Genomic DNA, 22784 nt, shown 5'->3' with positions numbered 1-22784 from the left:
TATCCATTACAACTCTATAATATCTACATCTTCATCTGCCAGCAGTTCCTCCTGCTGTTGTACTTTCAGGTATTTCGCCAGCAATTCCACTGTAGGCAACTGGAAGATGGTTCTAACAGATAGTTCTACCTGGAATTCAGGATTTATTTCTGCAATCAGGCGCATGGCCAGCAAAGAATGGCCACCCAGTGTGAAGAAATTATCGTGTATGCCTACCCGTTCAACACCGAGTAACGACTGCCATATATTGACCAGCTGTTGTTCCCTTTCATCACGGGGAGCAACGTATTCGTATAGTGTTTGCGACAGTGCATCCGGTGCAGGTAAAGCCTGTTTGTCCACTTTCCCGTTTGTGGTCAGCGGTAAAACATCCAGTGCTATCAACCAGGAAGGAATCATGTATTCCGGTAATTTTGCGGCGAGGTATTCCTGTATGCCGGATCTGTCAAACTCCCCGCGTGGTACCACATACCCAATAAGACGATACTGATCCGTATCCACGCTTTTCTGCGCTACTACTACCGCCTGGCTTACATCTTCATGTGCCTGTAATACATTCTCTATTTCTCCCAGCTCAATCCGGTAACCGCGAATCTTTACCTGGTCATCTATACGGCCCAGGTACTCCAGGTTGCCGTCCGGCAACCATCTTACCAGGTCGCCTGTTTTATATAACCTGTTGCCGGCGCCGGGATGGAAAGTATCCCGCACAAATTTTTCCGCGGTTAATTCCGGGCGGTTCAAATAACCACGGGCTACCTGTACACCACCAATATGTAATTCTCCGGCACCCCCTAGCGGTACTATATTTCCGGATTTATCCAACACATATAGCTGTGTATTCGCTACCGGTTTCCCAATCGGAACAATCTTTACATCGTCGTTATTACGGGCCGCATGCCAGTAGGTAACGTCTATCGCTGCTTCCGTAGGGCCGTATAAGTTATACAGTTCGGCTCCCGGTAACTTCTCCCTGAAAGTGAGTACCTGCTGAGGCCTCAATGCTTCCCCGCTGCAGATAACGGTATGCAGGTCCACGCATTCTCCCGCCGTCACATTTTCCAGGAAAACATCCAGCATGGAAGGCACAAAATGCAGCGTAGTAATACCCTGTTGCGTGATGATATTTTTCAGATACCCGGGTTCTTTTTGCCCACCAGGTGTGGCCAGTACCAACTTCGCGCCTACCAGCGACGGCCACAATAATTCCCATACCGATACATCAAAACAGAACGTAGTTTTCTGTAGCACTACGTCAGCACTATCCAGCGCAAAATATTCCTGCGCCCACAACAACCGGTTCACCACTCCGCGATGTTCATTCATCGCTCCTTTTGGTGTACCTGTAGACCCGGAGGTATAAATCACATAGGCCAGCTGGTCTGGTGCCACTACTGTTTTAACCGGAGATATCGGCTCTTTGGAGATTTCCGCCCAGTGCGTATCAAGAGAAACGATGTATTTATTGCCGGCTATCCCCGTCAGCAAAGGAATATGTGTGGCGGTGGTAAGCAGCAGATTTGCTTTTACGTCAGATAACATAAACCGGATCCTGTCTGCCGGATATTCCGGGTCTACCGGTACATAGGCGGCACCTGCTTTCAGGATACCCCATATTCCCACCAGCATTTCAAAAGACCGCTCCAGGCAAACAGGTACCAATGTTTCTTCGCCTACCCCTTTACCAACCAGGTAATGTGCTAACTGGTTAGAACGGTCATCGAGCTCACGATAGGTTAACTGCTGATTTTCAAACACCAGGGCCACTGCTTCCGGCGTACGTTTCACCTGCGCGGTAAAAAAGTCTACCAGGGTCTTATCCGTTGGATATTCTCTCCGCGTATCATTAAATGCCGTCAGCAACTGTTGTGTTTCTGTCGGCGCAAGTATAGATAATTCACTGATGGCGGTTGCCGGCGCTGCTGCTATTGATTCCAGCAGCCGTTCAAAATGCAACACCATCCGTTCAATGGTGGCAGCATCGAACAGGTCAGCACAATAAACAATTTCACCACTGAGGCCATCCGCATCTTCCTGTATGGAAAAAGACAAATCCAGCTGTGCAGTAGAATGCGCTACCCCTTCTTCAGAAAGTGTGGCATCACCTAATCGAAGCTCCGGTGAACCGGGTAAATTCTGCATCGTAAACATGACCTGGAAAAGCGGTGTTCTGCTCAGGTCGCGCACCTTCATTACCTTTTCCACTATTTTTTCAAAAGGTACTTCCTGGTGTTCATAGGCTTCCAGCGTAGTTTCCTTTACCTGTTGTAATAAAGTAATAAAAGATGGATTACCATGCAGATCACTGCGCAATGCCAGTGTATTGATAAAGAAGCCCACCAGTCCTTCCAGTTCCTGTTGTGTTCTGCCGGCTACGGGGCTTCCTACGCAGATATCTTCCTGGCCGCTATAGCGGTACAACAACACCTTGAGGGCTGCCAGTAAGGTCATAAACAAGGTAGTACCCTGTTGCTGCGACAATACCTTCAGCTGGTCTGATAATTTTTTGGAGAAGGTAAATTCCCGGCTGTCACCACGCACCGGCTGTACGGCCGGACGCTTATAATCGGTAGGCAGCTGTAGCGGCGCAATGCCCGCGAGTTTGTTTTCCCAGTAAAGTAACCGGGTAGCCAATGTTTCTGCGGATAAATACCTGCGTTGCCAGATAGCGTAATCTGCATACTGTATCAACAGTGGTGGCAATTCGGCGGAAGCTCCCGCCACACAGGCGTTGTACAACGCAACGAGTTCCCGTATAATAATGCCGGTAGACCAGCCATCCGATGCAATGTGATGCAGGGTAAACTGGAGTATGTATTCTCCTTTTTCCAGCACCAGCAAATGTGCTCTCAGCATATGATCTACAGACAAATCAAATGGCACCTGGAACAAGGAGGCTATTAAAAATTGTTGCGCGCGGAGATCTTTTTTATATGGCGCCATCTGTCTTACATCCAACTGCCAGATATTTTCCGGCAAGACCAACTGGTAAGGCTGCCCTTTCTCTTCCCTGATCACTGTTCTCAACACCTCATGCCGGTTGATAATCGTTTGCAGCGCATATTCCAGTGCTGCAATGTCCAGTTCGCCCTTCAGTCTTAATACAGCCGGGATATGATAAGCCAACGAACCTTCCAGGCGGTCAATGAACCACAAACGCTCCTGGCTATACGAAAGCGGGATATAAGCGGGTCTTTCTTCCGCCACCACCACGGGTAGCTGCAAGCCTTTCTCCTGTTGGCGCAGGTAGGCTGTTTGTGCTGCTACGGTAGGATACAGGAACAACGACCTGATAGACAATTCTGCCTGTAACCGGTTTCGTAAAATGGATATTAACCGGGTGGCTAACAGGGAATGTCCGCCCAGCTCAAAGAAATTATCGTATACCCCTACCCGTTCTACTCCCAGCAGTTCCTTCCATATATTGGCCAGCTGCTGTTCGGCCTCATTACGGGGCGCTACATATTCATTGGCCAGCAATGTAGCGGCATCGGGGTCGGGCAATGCTTTTTTATCTACTTTACCATTAATGGTCAATGGTAAATGATCCAGTTCTACCAGTAACGATGGTACCATGTATTCCGGCAAACGCTCCTTCAGATAAGCGAGTATAGCTGCTTTATCGAAAGTGGCGTTTGGCACCACATATCCCACCAACCGGCTATTGCCGCTATGGTCTGGCCGGTTCAGCACTACCGCTTTACTCACCGCGTCAGATTCCTGTAATACACTTTCTACTTCCCCTAATTCAATACGATAACCACGGATCTTTACCTGTTCATCAATACGACCCAGGTATTCAATGGTGCCATCCGGCAGCCATCGTCCAAGGTCCCCGGTGCGATATAATCTGCCGCCGGAAACAAAAGGATCCGGGATAAATTTCTCCGCAGATAACGCAGCACGGTTCAGATAACCTCTTGCTACACCCATGCCACCTACATATAATTCACCTGCCACACCCACTGGTGCAAGCGACTGGTATTTATTCAGGATATAAGCATGCAGTGTTGGTATTGGCTTACCAATTACGCTCACACTGCTCTCCAGTTGCTCGTCTGTTAACTCCTGGTAAGTTACGTGTACGGTGGTTTCTGTAATGCCGTACATATTAATCAAACGGCAACCGGGATATGCCTGCCTCCAGGGCTTTATCCTGGCAGGGTTCAATGCTTCTCCCCCAAAAATCACATACCGTATAGCCACTGTACGTTCAGTGGCCGTCAGGATATCCTGCAATACATAAAATGAAGACGGTGTTTGGTTAAGGATGGTTACGCCCTCCCGGATTAACAGCTCCGCAAACAGGGCTGTATCTTTGGTCACCTGCTTAGGTACTACCACCAGGCGGCCACCGAAAAACAAGGCACCATACATTTCCCATACAGAGAAGTCGAATGAGAAGGAATGGAACATTGCCCATACATCCTTTTCATTAAAGTTAAACAGCGGGGTATCGGTTTTAAATAACCTCACCACGTTAACATGTTCTATCAGTACCCCTTTAGGCTTACCGGTAGATCCGGAAGTATAAATTACATAAGCCAGTTGCTGGGGTGTGATAATATTATTAACCGGCGCAACAGATTCTTTGCTGATATTTTCCCACTCTTTGTCTACCGCTATTACCTTCAGGGAAGGAGAAGCCTGGTGACATATTTCTATACATGCGCTGCTGCTGACTACAATCGTTGCACTGGTATCTTCCAGTATGTACCGGATCCGTTCTTCCGGATACGTAGGGTCCACCGGCACATATACGCCGCCGGCTTTTAATATGCCGAGTATACCAATGATCATTTCAAGGCTCTTGTCTATACAAACCGGCACCAGCATTTCAGTAGTCACTCCCAGATGTCGGAGATAGCGGGCCAGCTGTGTAGAACGATCATTCAGTTCCTGGTAGGTCAACGACTGATCTTCATACACTACTGCTGTTGCTGCCGGCGTACGCGATACTTGTTCCATAAACAGGTCAACGATCGTTTTATCCTTTGGATAGGCCGTATCATCCGTATTTAATAACTGGTTTAATTCCCGCAGAGAAAAAATATCATTTCTATTTACCGGCGCCTCGTAATGTTCCAGGTAACCGTTGAGTACTGCATCAAAATAGCCCTGCAGCGTTGACAGTGAGTCACCGGATTTGAATTTCCGTTTCAGGGAATTGTTTACCACCAGCTGGTTGCCCGTGATGCTGAGATTGCAGGTGAGGTAAGTATTTACTACGCCATAGCTCAACACATCGTTCAATTCACTTTGTGTTTCTTCTGCCAATCCCTCTTCCATGTTTTTATAGACATGGAAATTGGTGAAATTGAACAGTACATCGAAGAAAGGATTTCCTTCGGAGAAATGTTCGCCGGTAATTTTTATGATTTCAGGAAGACTTACCCGGTCACGCTGTTTCATCTCTACGAGCTTGCTTTCTATTTGTCCGAAATACTTTTTCCAGGTAAATCCGGCTTTATCCTGTTTAAACCGGAAAGGCACTGAATTGAGGAAGCAACCAATCACCTTATCGCCATCTTCTTTCACCGGCCTGCTATTCGCTACCAGGCCTACGGTTACTTCGTCTTCATTGGTAAGCATATTCAGCGCAAATACCATGGCGCCAAACAACAGGCCCTTCAGCGTAATACCATCATCTTTAGTTCGTTGCTGGAGTAATTCCAGGTAAGCTGGTTCGTACTTTGTCACCAATCGCTTATCTTCTGCTTCATGCGTGAAGATGTTCAGTCGTTTGTACTCGTCCAGGTCATTCTTCCAAAACTCCCTGTTTGCCACGTTTCTCTTCTCCACTATATGCGACAGCACATAATCCCTGTAAGTACATTTCAGTGGCGGCAATGGTGGTACGTCTTCTCCTGCTTTTAACCGGAGATACAGGTTATTGAGTTCTGTATTGAAAGAAGCATCACTCCAGCCATCTATGATAGCGTGATGGCACTGGAATAAAAACGCTGAATTATTTTGAAGATTAAACACCGTAGCCCGCCACGTAGGCGCCTTATCCATTTGCAGGGGGCGTGTACGTTCCTCCTTCAGGTAGTTATCGATCTGTATTTTCGCTTCATCATCCGTCAGATGACCATAGTCGAGATAATCCACCTTAACAGGTATTTCCTTATATACAATCTGCAATCCTTCCGTGTGGGAATGCAGGTCAAATGTGGTTCTCAGGATAGCATGCTTTTGCGCCATCATAGACAATGCCTTTTCCAGCACCACCGGATCCAATCCTTTGGTGAGCAGATGCCCCATCTGATCATGGTAAATGCCCAATTCCGGGTTTACTAAAGAAGCATATACCATCCCGCTCTGGATATCACTCATCGGGTAGATGTCTTCTATCAGTGCAGCGTCTGCGCGTACTTTCAGCACTTCATTTTTTAACGCCGTTATTTCGGATTCTACAGCAGTGTATTCATCATTTGTGCTGACAGCTACGGCTTCCGGCTGTGCTACCATCCGTGCAATCTGCTCTACCGTTGGTGTTCCGTATACTTCAAACAATTTAATATCCTGTTCAAAAGCGTCACGCAGGTGTGTTACCAGCGTAATCACCAGGATGGAGTCTCCCCCCAACTTGAAGAAGTCATCGTATACTCCCACACCACTTACTTCCAGCACTGTTTCAAATATCTCCGCTACTTTTTGTTCTACGGGATTGCGCGGCGCCAGCCAGGTGCCTTTCTGCGCACCCATTACATCCGGGTCGGGTAAGGCTTTACGGTCCACTTTACCGCCCGGGGTTAGCGGCATACTTTGTAATTCTACGATCAATGCTGGCAGCATATATTCCGGCAACAGCTTCTTGCCATAGGCTAATATCTCATCCGGGTTAAATTCATCCGCTGGTACTACGTAGGCTACGAGGCGCTTAGTACTATCCTCTCCTTTGGCCAGCACAGCTACCTGGCTTACGAAGTCAGATTGTTGCAGAATATTTTCTATTTCTCCCAATTCAATACGGAAACCGCGGATCTTTACCTGGTCATCCACTCTTCCGAGGTATTCAATGTTACCATCCGGCAGCCACTTTGCCAGGTCACCGGTTTTATACATACTGGCTCCCAGGTTATTACTGAAAGGATTGCTGACAAATTTTGCACTGGTTAACTCCGGTCGTTTTAAATAGCCGCGGGTAAGCCCCACACCACCGATATGCAGTTCACCAGTAACGCCAACAGGAACAGGGTTACCATGACTATCTAACAGGTATACCTGTACGTTAGCCAGCGGGCGGCCTATGGGCAGTGCCTCTGCGTAGCCGGCATTATCTGCGGTATAATGATAGGCGATCGCCGAAATAGTCGCTTCCGTAGGTCCGTAGATGTTATAAAAGTCTACCAGCCCGGTCCATTTCTCTGCAAATACTTTGCGGCAAAGCTCTCCACCAGACACAATCCTTTTAAGGCCTCCATACCTGCCGGGTTTCACATTCACCAGGAAACTGGGCGTAGCCTCTATATGCGTAACCTGTTGATCGGTCAGGAACTGCTCAAACAATGCCATGTCTAATTGTACATCGGTATCCACCAATACCAGTGCTACGCCATTCAGCAAAGCAAAAAATATCTGCTCTACGGAAGCATCAAAAATATAATTAGATAATAGCAGGATGCGTTCTTCTTTCGTGATATTATATACTTTACTCTGGCAGTGGATAAGGTTGATGAGCGATTGTTGTGTGGCCAGCACACCTTTCGGGTGGCCGGTTGACCCTGAAGTATAAATCACATATGCCAGCTGTGTAGCGCTGATATCCGTTGCCAGGGCAGTTTTAGGATATCCTCCTATAATATCATCATTATCCAGCGTTACGATACTGACTGCATGCGTGGTGCTTCTCAGTTTCGCGATAATATTTTCATTGGTAAGAATAATAGTGGCACCGGTATCCGCCAGCATATAATTGATCCTGTCCAGCGGGTATTCGGGATCGATGGGCACATAAGCGCCGCCGGCCTTCAGAATACCCAATATACTAACGATCATTTCCAGTGAACGGTCTATACATATGGGTACCAGTGTTTCTGCCTTTACGCCTTTACCATGCAGGTAGTGTGCCAGTTGGTTGGATCTTTCGTCCAGCTCCCGATAGGTCATGGATGTATTGCCATACACTACGGCGGTGGCGTCCGGAGTATTGGCTGCATGGGCAGCAAAAATACCGGCAATGGTTTCGGTGGCGGGATAGTCCGTTGTGGTATTGTTGAAATCATACAGCAATTGTTGTTCTTCTGCTTCGCTTAACAGCAGCAAAGAACCAATCCTGGTGGCTGGTGCGTTGGCGATAGAACGGAGCAGCTGTTTAAAATGTCCCATCATACGATCGATGGTTGATTTGGTGAACAGGTCAATACAATATTCCACGCTGATGGACAAACCATCATGACCTTCTTCCGTAGTCACCGTCATATCATAACGGGCCATATCCTGCGCTGTTTGTACCGGGGAGAACTGTACATCGCCCAGCCTTAGATCAGGTATTTCAGGCATATTCTGTAATACGAATGCCACCTGGAACAACGGCGGTCTGCTTTGGTCCCTGTTTTCAATAACTGCATCTACAATTTTCTCAAAAGGCACATCCTGGTGGTCATAAGCGCTGAGTGTAGTTTGCTTTACCTGTTGCAGTAAATCAGTGAATGCAGGATTATTGCCCAGGTCGTCACGCAGTACAAGTGTATTGACAAAAAAGCCGATCAGCCCTTCAATTTCTTTACGTGTTCTACCAGCAATGGGGCTACCTACACAAATATCTTCCTGGCCGCTGTAGCGATACAGTAATACTTTAAAAGCCGCCAGCAGCGTCATAAACAAAGTGGTTCCCTGTTGCCGCGACAAGGTGCGCAGTTGCTGTAATAAAGCTTCATCCAGCTTATAACTGGTAGCGGCACCCCTGGCGCTTTGTATGGGTGGACGTGGAAAATCAAGCGGTAACTGCAACGGCGCTACGCCCGTAAGCTTTTGTTTCCAGTAGCCCAGCTGTTCTTCCAACACAGCGCCGGAAAGATGCTCCTGCTGCCAGATAGCGAAATCCGCATACTGCAGCTCCAGGGCTGCCAGCTGCGGTGTACGGTTTTCCAGGTGAGCACTGTACAATTCCAGTAATTCCTGCACAATAATGCCGGCAGACCAGCCATCAGAGGCTATATGATGCAGCGTAACTTCCAGTATATGTTCTTCTGCGCCCAGGATGATCAGGTGAGCCCGCAGCATATGATCTGCGGCCAGGTCAAACGGGGTGTCAATCAATAATTTTATATAGTCCTTCAAGGCTGCCTCATCGGAAATATATCCCGGTTCGTCTACAATAGCCAATTGCCATAAATCCGGCGCCAGGATATGCTGATAGGCTACTCCGCCACGTTGCCTGATCACGGTACGCAGTACCTCATGCCGGTTCACGATGGTGAGTAAAGCATGCTGCAACGCATCACGGTCCAGCTTTCCTTTCAGGCGCAATACCGTAGGTATATGATAAGGCACGCTCCCTTCCAGCTGGTCAATAAACCACAAACGTTCCTGGCTAAACGAAAGCGGGATGACCTGCAATGCTTTTCTGCGCTCCGGATCTATCCTGCCGCCAGGTGTATTGTCGCCGGCACCCTGCCTGGAGGATTTCAGGTAAGCTATTAAATGTGTTTTATGATTTCTCAGCTCATCCAAAAACAATCCGTCTATTTCACGTTCCTTTTCTACCTGCACAATCAGCTCGTTCTCTTCCAGGGATATTTTAATTCCATCCTCATTGGCGCGTTCCAGCAGCGCTATTACGTTAATCAAAGTATGATCAGACATGATTCATGATTTTAGTAGGTTAATGGGGTACCCGATTATAACCGGATCGTTTTTAAGTCCTTTTCAGGGGCAGTAACATCATTCTGAGAAATGTTCAGATGCCTGTTTAATGATTCAATAGTAGGCAGCTGGAATAAAAGGGCTACCGGCACTTCTACCTGTAATGCCTCCCGTATTTCAGAGATCAGCCGCATGGTCAGCAGTGAGTGTCCTCCCAGATCAAAGAAATTATCTTTAATCCCTACACGGGGTACATTTAACAGCCGTTGCCAGATATCTACCAGCACTTCTTCCTGTTTATTGCGCGGGGCTACATATTCGTTGGTCAGTAGTTCTTCTGCCGCAGGATCGGGTAATATTTTCTTATTTACCTTGCCATTGGCGGTGAGCGGTAATTTGTCCAGTCTTACCAGCAGTGATGGTACCATATACTCCGGCAGTTTACTCCTGAGGTAGAACAGAATACCTTCCTTATCAAAAGCGCCTTCCGGTACGATGTAGGCCACCAATCTTTTAAAACCGTTATTATCTGCTTTTGCCAGCACTACCGATTGATTTATCAGCGGGCATTGTTGCAGGATGCTTTCTATCTCGCCCAGTTCTATGCGGTAACCGCGGATCTTCACCTGGTCGTCTATACGGCCCAGGTATTCTATGTTGCCATCCGGCAGCCACCTGGCGAGGTCACCAGTGCGGTACATTCTTGCCTGCGGATGCTGGCTGAAAGGATCTGCCATAAATTTTGCGGCGGTGAGTTCCGGTTGATTCAGGTACCCGTTGGCTACCTGTACGCCGCCGATGTATAATTCACCGCTAATACCTCTGCCCACCAATTCTCCGCGGGTATCCAGTATATACAAGGTGGTATTGCTAATAGGCTTACCAATAGGTGGCAGTAATCTATCTTCGAAGTCGCCGGAGGTTACTTCATAGGAACTTACCACATGCGCCTCCGTTGGGCCGTAATGGTTATACAGCCTGGCCCCCGAATTGTCCAGCAGCGCTTTGATATCAGCACTCAACCGCAATTGCTCACCTGCAGTGAATATAATATCCAGTGAAGCAGGATAAAGCGACATGGCCTTTGCATAGTCTGCTATACTTTTCAATACCACATAAGGGAGGAACAGGTAGTTGATGCGGTGGTTCCTGATTTGCCGCAGCAGCTCACCAGTATCCCTGCGGGTTTCTTCTTCTATCAGGAAAAGGGTATGTCCCAAACACAAAGAAGAAAATATTTCCTGGAAACTAACATCAAAATTCAGGCTGGCAAATTGCAACACCCGTTTGCTGACCGTGGTATCCATTTGCCCCTGCTGCCAGAGCAGCAGATTCACCATAGCGCTGGCAGGCATTTCCACTCCTTTCGGGTTCCCGGTAGTACCAGAGGTATAAATCACGTAAGCGAGAAACGCAGGTGTAATATTGTTGGTTTCGCGCACTGGCTGCGCAACAATCTGTTCCCATTGTGTATCTATCTCTATAATAGTTACTCCCTGCTGTCCGTTTACTTTTTCTACACAATAGCTGCTGGTCAGGATCACCCTGCCACAGGTATCTGCTATCATGTATTGAATACGGGCAGGCGGATATTCAGGATCTATAGGAACATAAGTACCTCCTGCCTTCAGTATCCCCCAGATCCCAACAATCATATTTAACGACCGCTCTATGCATACCGGCACCAGCGATCCTGTCACTACTCCCTGGCTACGCAGATAAGTAGCTAACCGGCCGGAATGTTCATCCAGTTCCCGGTAAGTCAGCTGCTCACCACCCAATACCACCGCTATTGCATCCGGGTGCTTTGTTACCTGTGCGGCAAACAGTTCCATCAGCGATTTTACAGCAGGATATTTTACATCAGTAGCATTAAGAGATGACAACAGGTGATCGCGTTCCTGTTCGCCCATCAAAGACAGGGTATCGATACGCGCCGCCGGCGATATCGTAATGCTGCGCAACAATTCTTCAAAGTGCGCAAATAACTGACGGATGGTTTCTTCTTTAAACAGGTCTGTGCAGTATTCAATATTTACCTGTAGTCCATCGTGATTTTCCGATGCAAAAAAAGTGAGGTCAAACTTAGAAGAGGTATGCGTTATGGCTTCCGGCAGCAACTGCACTTTTGAAAGATAAGGGCTGGCAGTTTCTTTGGTTTCCCATACAAACATTACCTGGAAGATGGGATTGCTGCTGAGATCCCGGTGCCTCACCACGGCTTCCACTATTTTTTCAAACGGTACGTCCTGGTGATCGTAAGCACGCAGGATCGTAGTCCTCACCTCCTGTAACAGCGTGGTAAAGGAGGGATTATCGCTCAGATCACTCCGTAGCGCCAGGGTATTTACAAAAAATCCTATCAGGCTTTCTACTTCCTGCTGCGTTCTGCCGGATACCGGTGTGCCCACGCAAATATCCGTTTGCCCGGTATAGCGGTACAACAACACTTTGAAGGCAGTCAGCAAAGTCATAAACAAAGTACTTCCCTGTTCCTGGCTTAGCTGCAGGAGATGATCTGCTATTTCTTTATTAATGTGGAAAGACCGGAAAGCGCCACGGGTACTCTGAACAGCGGGCCTGGTAAAATCAGCAGAAAAATGCAGCGCGGTTACGCCGGCTAATTTATCTTTCCAATAATCCAGCTTCTTTTCCAGCACCTCACCAGATAAATATTTCCGCTGCCAGATGGCATAATCAGCATATTGTACCGGCAGTGCAGGCAACTGCGGAACAAAGCCATGCACAAAGGCGCCATACTGTTCTGCAAACTCCTGCACCAGGAGACCATGCGACCACTCGTCCGACACCAGGTGATGCAGCGTTAATACCAGGATATATTCATCTTCCGGAAGTGTTACCAGGTGCGCGCGCAGCAGATGATCGGCAGCCAGGTCAAAAGGCTGATCCGTCAGCGTGGTAATAAATGCTTTCAGTTCCTGCGGATCATCTGCGTACTGTCTTCCATCTACTATCGTCAGTTCCCACTGGTCCCGATCCAGGATCCGCTGGTAGGCTGTTCCGCCTTCCTGTGCGATCACAGTGCGCAACACTTCATGCCTGTTTACTGTACTACGCAGGGCATATTCGAGCGCATCCGGCTGCAAAGCACCCTTCATTCTAAGCACAATAGGAACATGGTATTGTACACTGCCTTCCAGCTGATGTATAAACCACAAACGCTCCTGGCTATACGAAAGTGGAATGTGTTCGGGTCTTGCTTCCGGCGCCAGTGGCGGCGTAAGCAAAACATCCGTATTCCCCGATAACCTGTCAGATAACAGGGCAATAGTGGGATAGTCAAATATATCGCCAATGGCCACTTCTACTCCTAACGCCTTCCTGATGGCAGATACCAAACGTATTGCCAGCAGGGAGTGACCTCCCAGCGCAAAGAAGTCGTCATGAAGCCCTACTTTCTCTACCTCCAGCAAAGCAGACCAGGTATTTGCCAACACCTGCTGCAAGGGGGTTTCAGGTGCTACATACCCATCTGCGGCTGCAGAAAAATCAGGATCCGGCAAAGACTTCTTATCTACTTTACCGTTGGCCAATAAAGGAAAACTATCCAATACCACTAAAGCCGAAGGGATCATATAATCCGGCAAATGCTCCGTCAGCCAGGCAGCAATCGCATGCCTGTCTAATGTTTCATCGGCGATCACATAACCGATCAGCCTTTTGCTGCCACCATCATCTCCCCGTGCTACCACCACCGCCTGGTCTACCAGCTCACTACGCAGTAACACCTTTTCTATTTCGCCCAGCTCCACCCGGTAACCGCGGATCTTCACCTGGTCGTCTATACGGCCGGCGAACAGGATGTTGCCATCCGGCAGCAGCTTTACCAGGTCGCCGGTACGATATAATTTTGAAGCAACGGCTCCGGCAAATGGCGCCGTTACAAAGCGGCTCTCCGTTAAGTCCTTATTGTTCAAATAACCGGCTGCCACCCCATCTCCACCAATATATAATTCCCCGGGAACACCCACCGGGCATAACTTCCCGGCAGGATTCAATACATATACCCCGGTGTTGGAAAATGGTTTACCAATGGGAATATGATGACCATACTCCGTGTTATCATTCACCACATGGAGCAGTTTTCCTATAGTCGTTTCCGTAGGGCCATAGTGGTTCACAATAGTACAACGGGAACCATATGCACGGATACTTTTTACGACGGCGGTTTCCAATGCTTCGCCACCGAAAATCAGCAGTTTCTCCGGTAACAGCAGCCTGCCGGAAGCCGACAGGGCTTTCCAGTGCGAAGCAACTATCTTGATACAATCTATTGGGTTGACAGAAAAATAATCATACAACAATTCTCCATCGCTGATCCGCTCTTTAGAAAATACATGTAAGGTACCACCCTGTATCAGTGGTGTAAACAATACCGTATTACCCAGATCTGTAGCGATGCTGGACAGCAACCCGAAAGAACGGCATTCGGCTACCGGCAATGCGGCTTTCAAGCCATACAGGTAATCTACCAGGTTGCGATGAGTAACCATTACCCCTTTGGGATTACCGGTACTGCCGGAAGTATAGATCACATATAGCAGGTCCTTCGGAGCAGGTAAAGTCAGTGTATTTTGGGTATTTACCTCACTGATGAGATGCTGATCTTCATCCAGTGCTATCACTTCCGCAGCGATACCCTTTCCCAGTTGCACCTTGCCGGCACCGTTACTTACTACCACTTTCGCGGCAGTATCTTCCAAAATAAAGGATACCCTATCCAATGGAAAATCAGGATCAATAGGTACATATGCGGCACCCGCCTTTCCAATACCTATTATGCCCACTATCATCGCGGCAGATCTTTCTATATACAACGGTACCAGCGAACCTTTCCGGATGCCCTTCGCATGCAGGTAATGCGCCAGCTGCGTGGCACGTTCGTCCAGCTCCTGGTAAGTCAGTTGTGTATTTTCAAATGCCACGGCTGTTGCCTGTGGCGTTAAGGCTGCCTGTTCGGCAAACAGGTCTATAAATGTTTTATCCTGGGGATAGCTGACAGCCGGATGCGTTAGCGTCTTTTGCAATTGCCCTTCTTCGGAAGAAGACAACATTGGCAGGGCATCTATTTCCTGTGCAGGATTGGCTGCAATCGCCTCCAATAACTGTACATAATGTGCTCCCATCCGTACAATGGTATCTTCTGTAAACAGGTCACTCCTGTATACCGCATTGACATGTAAACCGGTGGCCTCATCGGCAACAAAAAATGTAAGATCAAACTTGGCGGTGGTGATCTCTACCTTTTCCCCCGACCATACTACATCTCCCAAACGCAAATTATCATCTCCCGGCACATTTTGCATCACAAACATCGCCTGGAATAGTGGGCTCCTGCTGGGATCCCGGTCTTTTGCCACCGCTTCCACCACCTTTTCAAAAGGTACGTCCTGGTACTCATATGCATCCAATGTGGTAGCTTTTACCTGCTGCAGCAACGTGGTGAAAGCAGGACGGTTATCCAGGTCGCTGCGTAAGGTCAGCGTATTAATAAAAAATCCAATCAGGTTTTCTATTTCTTCCTGTGGACGTGCAGCCGTAGAACAACCCACACTGATATCGGTCTGGTTGCTGTAGCGATACAATAATACCTTGAACGCCGCCAGCAGCAACATATAAATCGTTACACCCTCCTGCTGTGCCAATGACAATAACTGCGTTTGTAACACCGGGTCTATATGGAATAAAATACTACCCCCGTGAGTAGTTTGTGTAGCCGGACGGACATAATCTGTTGGCAATGCCAGCGGTGTAATACCCGCCAGTTTGTTTTTCCAGTAGTCCAGCTTTTTATCCAGCACGGCGCCCGACAAATAATTTCGCTGCCAGATAGCGTAATCGGCAAATTGTATCTCCATAGGCGCCAGTTGCGCGGTACGGCCTTCCGTATAAGCCGCATACCATTCCATTACTTCGTTTACAATGATGGCAGCCGACCAGGCATCCGCCGCAATATGGTGTATCACTAATACCAGCAGGTATTCATTTTCTGCCTGCACAATCAAATGTGCCCGCATCATATGATCCTCCGACAAATCAAAAGGCGTTTCCATCAGTGATTTTACATAAGCCTGTAAAACAGCCGGATCCTTTTTATACACCGGTTCATCCACAACGGCCAACTGCCACTCCCGCTCCATGATACGCTGGTACGGTACACCTCCTTCTTCCCGGATCACCGTACGTAGCACTTCATGACGCTGCACAATCATTTGCAGCGCATAAGCCAGTGCTGCTATGTTGAGGTTGCCCTTTAATCTTAATGCTTCTGTAATGTGGTAATGGATACTTCCCTCCAGCCGGTCAATAAACCACAAACGTTCCTGGCTATACGACAACGGAATGTGTGGTGGCCTGCTGTAGGCTTTCACCACTGGCAACTGCGTGCTCTTATCAGGTACCTGTTCCTGCAGCCAGTCCGCCAGCTCTGCTACCGTAGGATAAAGGAATAAACATTTAACCGGCAGCTCTACCCCTACTTCCCGGCGAAGCACAGACATCAGCCGCATGGCCATCAGTGAATGTCCTCCCAACTCAAAGAAATTATCGTATATCCCTACCTGTTGTATACCCAGCAATTCCTGCCAGTTGCCGGCCAGTACCTGTTCCAGCCTGTTGCGGGGTGCTGTATAGCTACGTTGTAGCTGTCCGTCGGCAGCAGGTTCCGGCAACGCGTGTTTATCAATTTTACCATTGGGGGTTAATGGCAGCTTTTCCAATTCCATCAGCACCGGCACCATATATTCCGGTAGTCTTTCTTTCACAAAATCCAGCATGGCAGCTTTATCGTATAACTCACCAGGCACCACGTATCCTACCAGGCGTTGATGTCCTTTATGGTCAGGTTTGGCTACTACCACCACCTGTTGTACCCATCCGGATTCTGCTATCACGCTTTCTACTTCTCCCAGCTCAATCCGGTGACCACGTATTTTCACCTGGTCGTCCATGCGTCCCAGGAACTCTATATTCCCATCTGGCAGCCATTTGCCCAGATCTCCCGTTTTGTACATTCTTTGTCCGGGCCGGAACGGATCGGCCACAAATTTTTGCGCAGTTAATTCTTTCAGGTTGAGATAGCCACGCGCTACACCGATACCCGCTACGCAAATTTCACCGGGTATTCCCAGCGGGCATAATTGTTCTTCTTTATCAAGTATATAAATCTGTAAGTTCTGAATAGGTGAGCCCACCGGGATATTAGCCGCAGCAGGTGCTTCATACATGTAATAAAAGCTCACATCATCCGACGCTTCTGCGGGGCCATAAGCATTTACCACCGGGATCTTACCAAAGCGGGGATGGCTGAACCATTCCTGTAATAACTGCCGGGTGACCGCTTCCCCGGTAACCAGTAAGTACTGTAATGCGCTTAACGTTACGTCTGTATGATCATGCAATACCGCCGTAAGATAAGAAGGCACCAGTTGCAGCAAGGTCACCTGCTGTTTATCTGCATCAGCTATCAGCGCGGCAGGATGCAGGATCAGCTGTTGCGGATAAATGATGGTACGGCCACCGCAAATGAACGCATTCAGCATTTGCCATACCGAAATATCAAAGGTATAAGACGCAGTGAACGCTACTACAGCATTGTTATCCATACCAAATTCATCTACCATGGCCAGCAGGTGATTGAGCATTCCCAGATGTTCCACCAGCACGCCTTTGGGCCGGCCGGTTGATCCGGAAGTATAAATCATGTAAGCCAGGTGATGTGGCAACACCCACACAGCCGGCGGCGTACCTGGCTGCTGTTCAATAGTGGCTGCTTCTGCATCCAGCAAAATGAAATCAGCAGTGGTGCCAACAGGTATTTTTTCTTTCGCATAACTACTGGTGACGATCAGTTGTGCATTACTATCCGTGAGCATATAACTGATACGGCTGGCAGGAGACTCCGGGTCAACCGGCACATAAGCACCGCCGGCTTTCATAATACCCAGCACGCCAATGATCATGTTCAAAGAACGCTCTATGCAAATGGGTACCAGCGTATCTGCCTTTACCCCCTTATGGATCAGGTGATGCGCCAGTTTGTTGGACAACACATCCAGTTCCCTGTAGGTCAACTGTGTATCTTCAAATACCAGGGCAATTGCTTCCGGGGTGTCTGCCACCTGCTGCGTAAACAGATCCACAAATGTTTTATCTGTTGGATAAGGTACCGCGGTATCGTTGAACGTATAAAGTAACTGCCTGGTTTCTTCCGGGGTAAGCATATTCAACGCACTGATGCGCGACGCCGGTAACGTTACAATAGCAGCCAGCAATGATTCGAAATGGGTTATCATCCGGGCTATCGTATCCTCCCTGAACAAATCAACCGACCAGGTGACATATCCGCCTATCCCTTCTTTACTGTCGCTGATAGAAAAATTCAGATCAAACTGTGCAGTGGTACGCTCCGCTTCCTGCAGCGATACCTGCAAATCATGCAAGTGCAGGTGCTGTTCTTCAGGGGTACTTTGCAAGTCAAACATTACCTGGAACAATGGCGTTCTGCTCAGTGATCTTTCCGCTACTACCACCTCTACTACTTTTTCAAAAGGCACTTCCTGGTGATCATAAGCGCCTAAAGTAGTTTGCTTCACCTGCTGAAGCAGTGATAAAAAAACGGGATCTCCGTGGAGATCGCTACGCAAGGCGAGTGTATTCACAAAAAATCCAATCAGTCCTTCCGTTTCCCGCTGCGTTCTACCGGCTACAGGCGTGCCTACGCAGATATCTCCCTGCCCGCTGTAGCGATATAATAATACTTTGAAAGCAGCCAGCAAAGTCATAAAGAGCGTGGTTCCCTGCTCATACGAAAATGCTTTTAACTGCTCCGACAATTCCTTTCCCAGCAGGAACTTCCTGCCGGCTCCATCAATACGTTGAATAGCCGGGCGTACATAATCTGTAGGCAGATTTAAAGTAGCCACACCTGATAGCTTATCTTTCCAGTACTGTAATTTTTTCTCCAATACCTCTCCTGCTAACCAGGTACGCTCCCAAATGGCATAGTCGGCATATTGCAACGGCAATGCCACCAACGGTGGCACACGATCTTCCACATAGGCTGCATAACGCTCTGCCAGCTCTTTTATGATGATACCGGCAGACCATAAATCAGAGGCGATATGGTGAATAACGACCACCAGCAGATGTGTTTCTTCTTCCAGCACCACCAGGTTTGCCCGCAACATATAACCGGCAGATAAATCAAAAGGCGCATTTATCAGATCAATGATATGTGACTCCAGCATATCAGCATCTTCCCGGTATACAGGGTCATCTGTTATTATCATTTCCCAGTCGGTCACCTCCCGGATCAGCTGATACGGAATACCTTCGGTGGTAGCAATGACTGTCCGTAATACCTCGTGACGGCTCACGATCGATTGTAAAGCATATGCCAGCGCTGTTCTGTTAAGCTTTCCTTCCAGCCGCAATATGGCAGGTAAATGATATTGTACACTGCCTTCTTCCAGCTGATCTATAAACCACAAACGTTCCTGGCTATAGGATAGCGGGATATGTGCCGGCCTTTCCACTGCTTCTACCGGCGGCAGCTGCACGCCTTTACCGGATGACAGCACATGTGCAGCCAAACCAGCTACTGTTGGATACAGGAACAATGATTTAATAGTCAATTCCGTATCCAGCTCCCGGCGAATGGCAGCTACCAGCCGCATAGCGAGCAGTGAGTGACCACCTATATTAAAGAAATTATCGTATATGCCTACCCGTTCAATACCCAGCAACTGCTGCCAGATACGGGTGATCAGCTCCTCTGTTTCATTACGTGGTGCTACATAAGTAGCCGTCATTAACAGAGACGCATCCGGATCAGGTAATGCCTGCCGGTTGATTTTCCCATTGGCTGTCAATGGTAACTTTTCCATTTCCATCAGCAACGATGGAATCATAAATTCGGGTAACTTATCTTCCAGGTAGTGTAAGATATCATCCCTGTAAAATGGTCCATTGGGTACAATATAACCAATCAGCTTTTTGATACCGTCGTTGTCTGCTTTAGCCTGTACTACGGCCTGGTTTACCAACGGACATTGCTGCAGTACGCTTTCTACTTCTCCCAGCTCGATCCGGAAGCCCCGGATCTTCACCTGCTCATCTATACGGCCCAGGTACTCAATAGTACCATCCGGCAGCCACCTGCCCAGATCACCGGTGCGATACATGCGCGTTCCTGCATCCGGACTAAAAGGGTCCCTGATAAATTTCTCTGCCGTTAATGCCTCCCGGTTAAGATAACCACGGGATACGCCCACACCGGATACACAAATTTCACCGGCAATACCTACCGGGCAAAGCTGCAATACATCATTGAGTATATAGAGATGAAGATTCTGCACGGGCTTGCCCAGCGGTACGTTCAAACCATCCGGCGTGTTCCGCATAATATGATGGCAAATATCATCGGAAGCTTCTGTAGGCCCATAAGCATTTACCACCGGGATAGTACCGAATTGCGGATGCTCAAACCATTGCTTCAGCAGCGGCTGACTCACCGCTTCACCGGTCACCATCAGGTATTCCAACTTCGCGAAACGAACGCCCGTATCTTCCTGCAGCAAAGACGCCAGGTAGGAAGGAACCAATTCGAGTATCGTGATTCCGTCTGCATCAACACGGCGAATAAATGCTGCCGGCTGAAATATCAATTCTTCCGGATAAATAATGGTTTGTCCACCGCAAACCAGCGCCGCAAACATTTGCCATACTGAAATGTCAAAGGTATAGGAAGCATTAAAAGCCAGCTTCGTTTTATCATTGACAAACAGGTCATTTATTTTTGCATACAAATGGTTCAACATACCACGATGCTCTACCATCACGCCTTTCGGCTTACCGGTAGACCCGGAAGTATAGATCACATACGCCAGGTGATGTGGCAATGGCGCCGGCACCGGTACGGAGATACGCTGTTGATCCAGGAGTTGCCTGGCACCATCCAATGCAATAATATGTACGTCGTGTGTTACTGGTAGTTTCTCTTTACCATAGTTGCTGGTCACCACAATAGTAGCATTGCTGTCTTCCAGCATATAGCCAATCCGTGCTGCCGGGTATTCCGGATCCACCGGCACATAAGCGCCTCCCGCCTTCCAGATGCCCAGTATTGCAATGATCATTTCCGGTCCCCGTTCAATACAAACAGGTACCAGTGTATCTGCCGTAACGCCTTTACGCTGGAGATAATGCGCCAGCTGGTTAGAACGTTCTTCGAGTTCCCTGTAAGTTAATATCCTCTCGCCAAACACGAGGGCGGTGGCTTCCGGCGTTTGGCCCGCACGGGAAGTAAACAATGCCGGTAATGTTTTTTCATGCGGATACTCAGTGACAGTATCATTAAAAGTTACCAGCAATTGGTAAGCTTCCCTGGAGGTAAGCATACCCAGCGCACCTATTTTTTCTGCCGGCGATTTTACAATATCCTGTAACAACAATTCATAATGCACCATCATCCGGTCAATTGTTTCTATACTGAACAGGTCCGTGCAGTATACTACCTGGCCACTTATTCCTTCTGCACTTTCTTCCATGGAAAGGGTCAGGTCAAATGGTGAAGTGATCTGTTCCGGTTCTTCCAGCGTCAACTGTAAATTGCCCAGCTGCAATGCCGGTTCATCGGGCACATTCTGCATCACAAACATCACCTGGTACAAAGGATTGCGACTCAAATCCCGCTCCTTTACTGTTGCCTCCACTACTTTTTCAAACGGAACATCCTGGTGTTCATAAGCGCTTAAAGTGGTTTGCTTTACCTGCTCCAGGAGCGACAAAAAAGACAGATGACTATTAACGTCGCTGCGCAGGGTAAGGGAGTTGAGAAAGAAGCCAATCAACCCTTCTGTTTCCTGTTGTGTTCTGCCAGCTATCAGTGTGCCTACACAAATATCTTCCTGGCCGCTATAACGGTACAATAACACCTTAAAAGCCGCCAGCAATGTCATAAACAACGTAGTCCCCTGCTGACGCGACAATGCCTGTAACTCATCAGATAATTCCCTGTTCAACAGGAACCGCCGGGCAGCACCATTGGTACTTTGCACCACCGGCCTGGTGAAGTCTACAGGTAACTGCAGGGTAGCCACGCCCGACAATTTCTTTTTCCAGTAATCTATTTTTCGGTCCAGCACCTCCCCGGATAAATAGTTCCGTTGCCACACGGCATAGTCGGCATACTGGATATCCAATGCAGGTAAGTTCGGAGCGCGATTTTCCAGCGCTGCAGTATATAACGCTATCAGCTCTTTTACAATGATACCGGTAGACCAGCCATCAGATGCAATATGATGGATCACGACCACCAGCGTATATTCCTGCTCTCCCTGCACAACCAGTTGCGCACGCAGCATATAATCCTGCTGCAAATCAAATGGCAGGGCAATAAGCGATTGGATAAAAGACTGTAATGCGGTTGTATTCTCCTTATACAATATTTCATCTGTGATGGTCAACGACCAGTCATCAACAGGTTGTACCCGCTGATAAGCAACCCCTTCATCTTCTGCCAGCACGGTACGCAACACCTCGTGGCGGCTCACAATGGAGCGCAATGCATGCGTTAACGCAGCGATATTGAGCGCGCCTTTTAATTTTATGATAGCCGGTACATGATATTGTATACTGCCTTCCAGCTGATCAATAAACCACAAACGTTCCTGGCTATACGAAAGCGGAACACGCCGCACACTCTCCCGGTCATAAGGTTGTATACCGGTGAGCAATGCCCTGTCTGCATCAGCGGGTTTATGATCTCTGAAATAGGCGATCAGGTATTCTTTATTATCTCTCAGTTTGCCCAGCAAAAGTTCATCTATCTCTTTTTCCTCCTGCATCTGCAACAGCAGTTTATCATTATCAAAAGATAGTCGGATTCCCCTGTCATTGGCTTCCTTTAGCAGATCTATTATACCGGCGAGGTTAGTGTCGAGCATAGTTAA

General features: G+C 48.1%; 2 protein-coding genes. Both read right to left on the bottom strand.

Annotation, left to right across the window (positions count from 1 at the left end; translation table 11 throughout):
* Window positions 1-6: 6 nt before the first annotated feature.
* Complete coding sequence (locus tag J7623_RS27575) at window positions 7-9810, bottom strand: non-ribosomal peptide synthetase (protein WP_291927187.1); 9804 nt, start codon at window positions 9808-9810, stop codon at window positions 7-9.
* A 35-nt stretch (window positions 9811-9845) separates the two neighbouring features.
* The gene (locus J7623_RS27570) at window positions 9846-22778 is read right to left on the bottom strand and encodes a non-ribosomal peptide synthetase (protein WP_291927185.1); all 12933 of its coding nucleotides are present in this window, start codon (window positions 22776-22778) and stop codon (window positions 9846-9848) included.
* Window positions 22779-22784: the final 6 nt, after the last annotated feature.

The organism is Chitinophaga sp. (assembly GCF_017745275.1).
In the GTDB taxonomy this organism is placed as follows: domain Bacteria; phylum Bacteroidota; class Bacteroidia; order Chitinophagales; family Chitinophagaceae; genus Chitinophaga.
The sequence above is the reverse complement of the archived record's forward strand: the minus strand, read 5'-3'. Positions and strand labels throughout refer to the sequence as shown.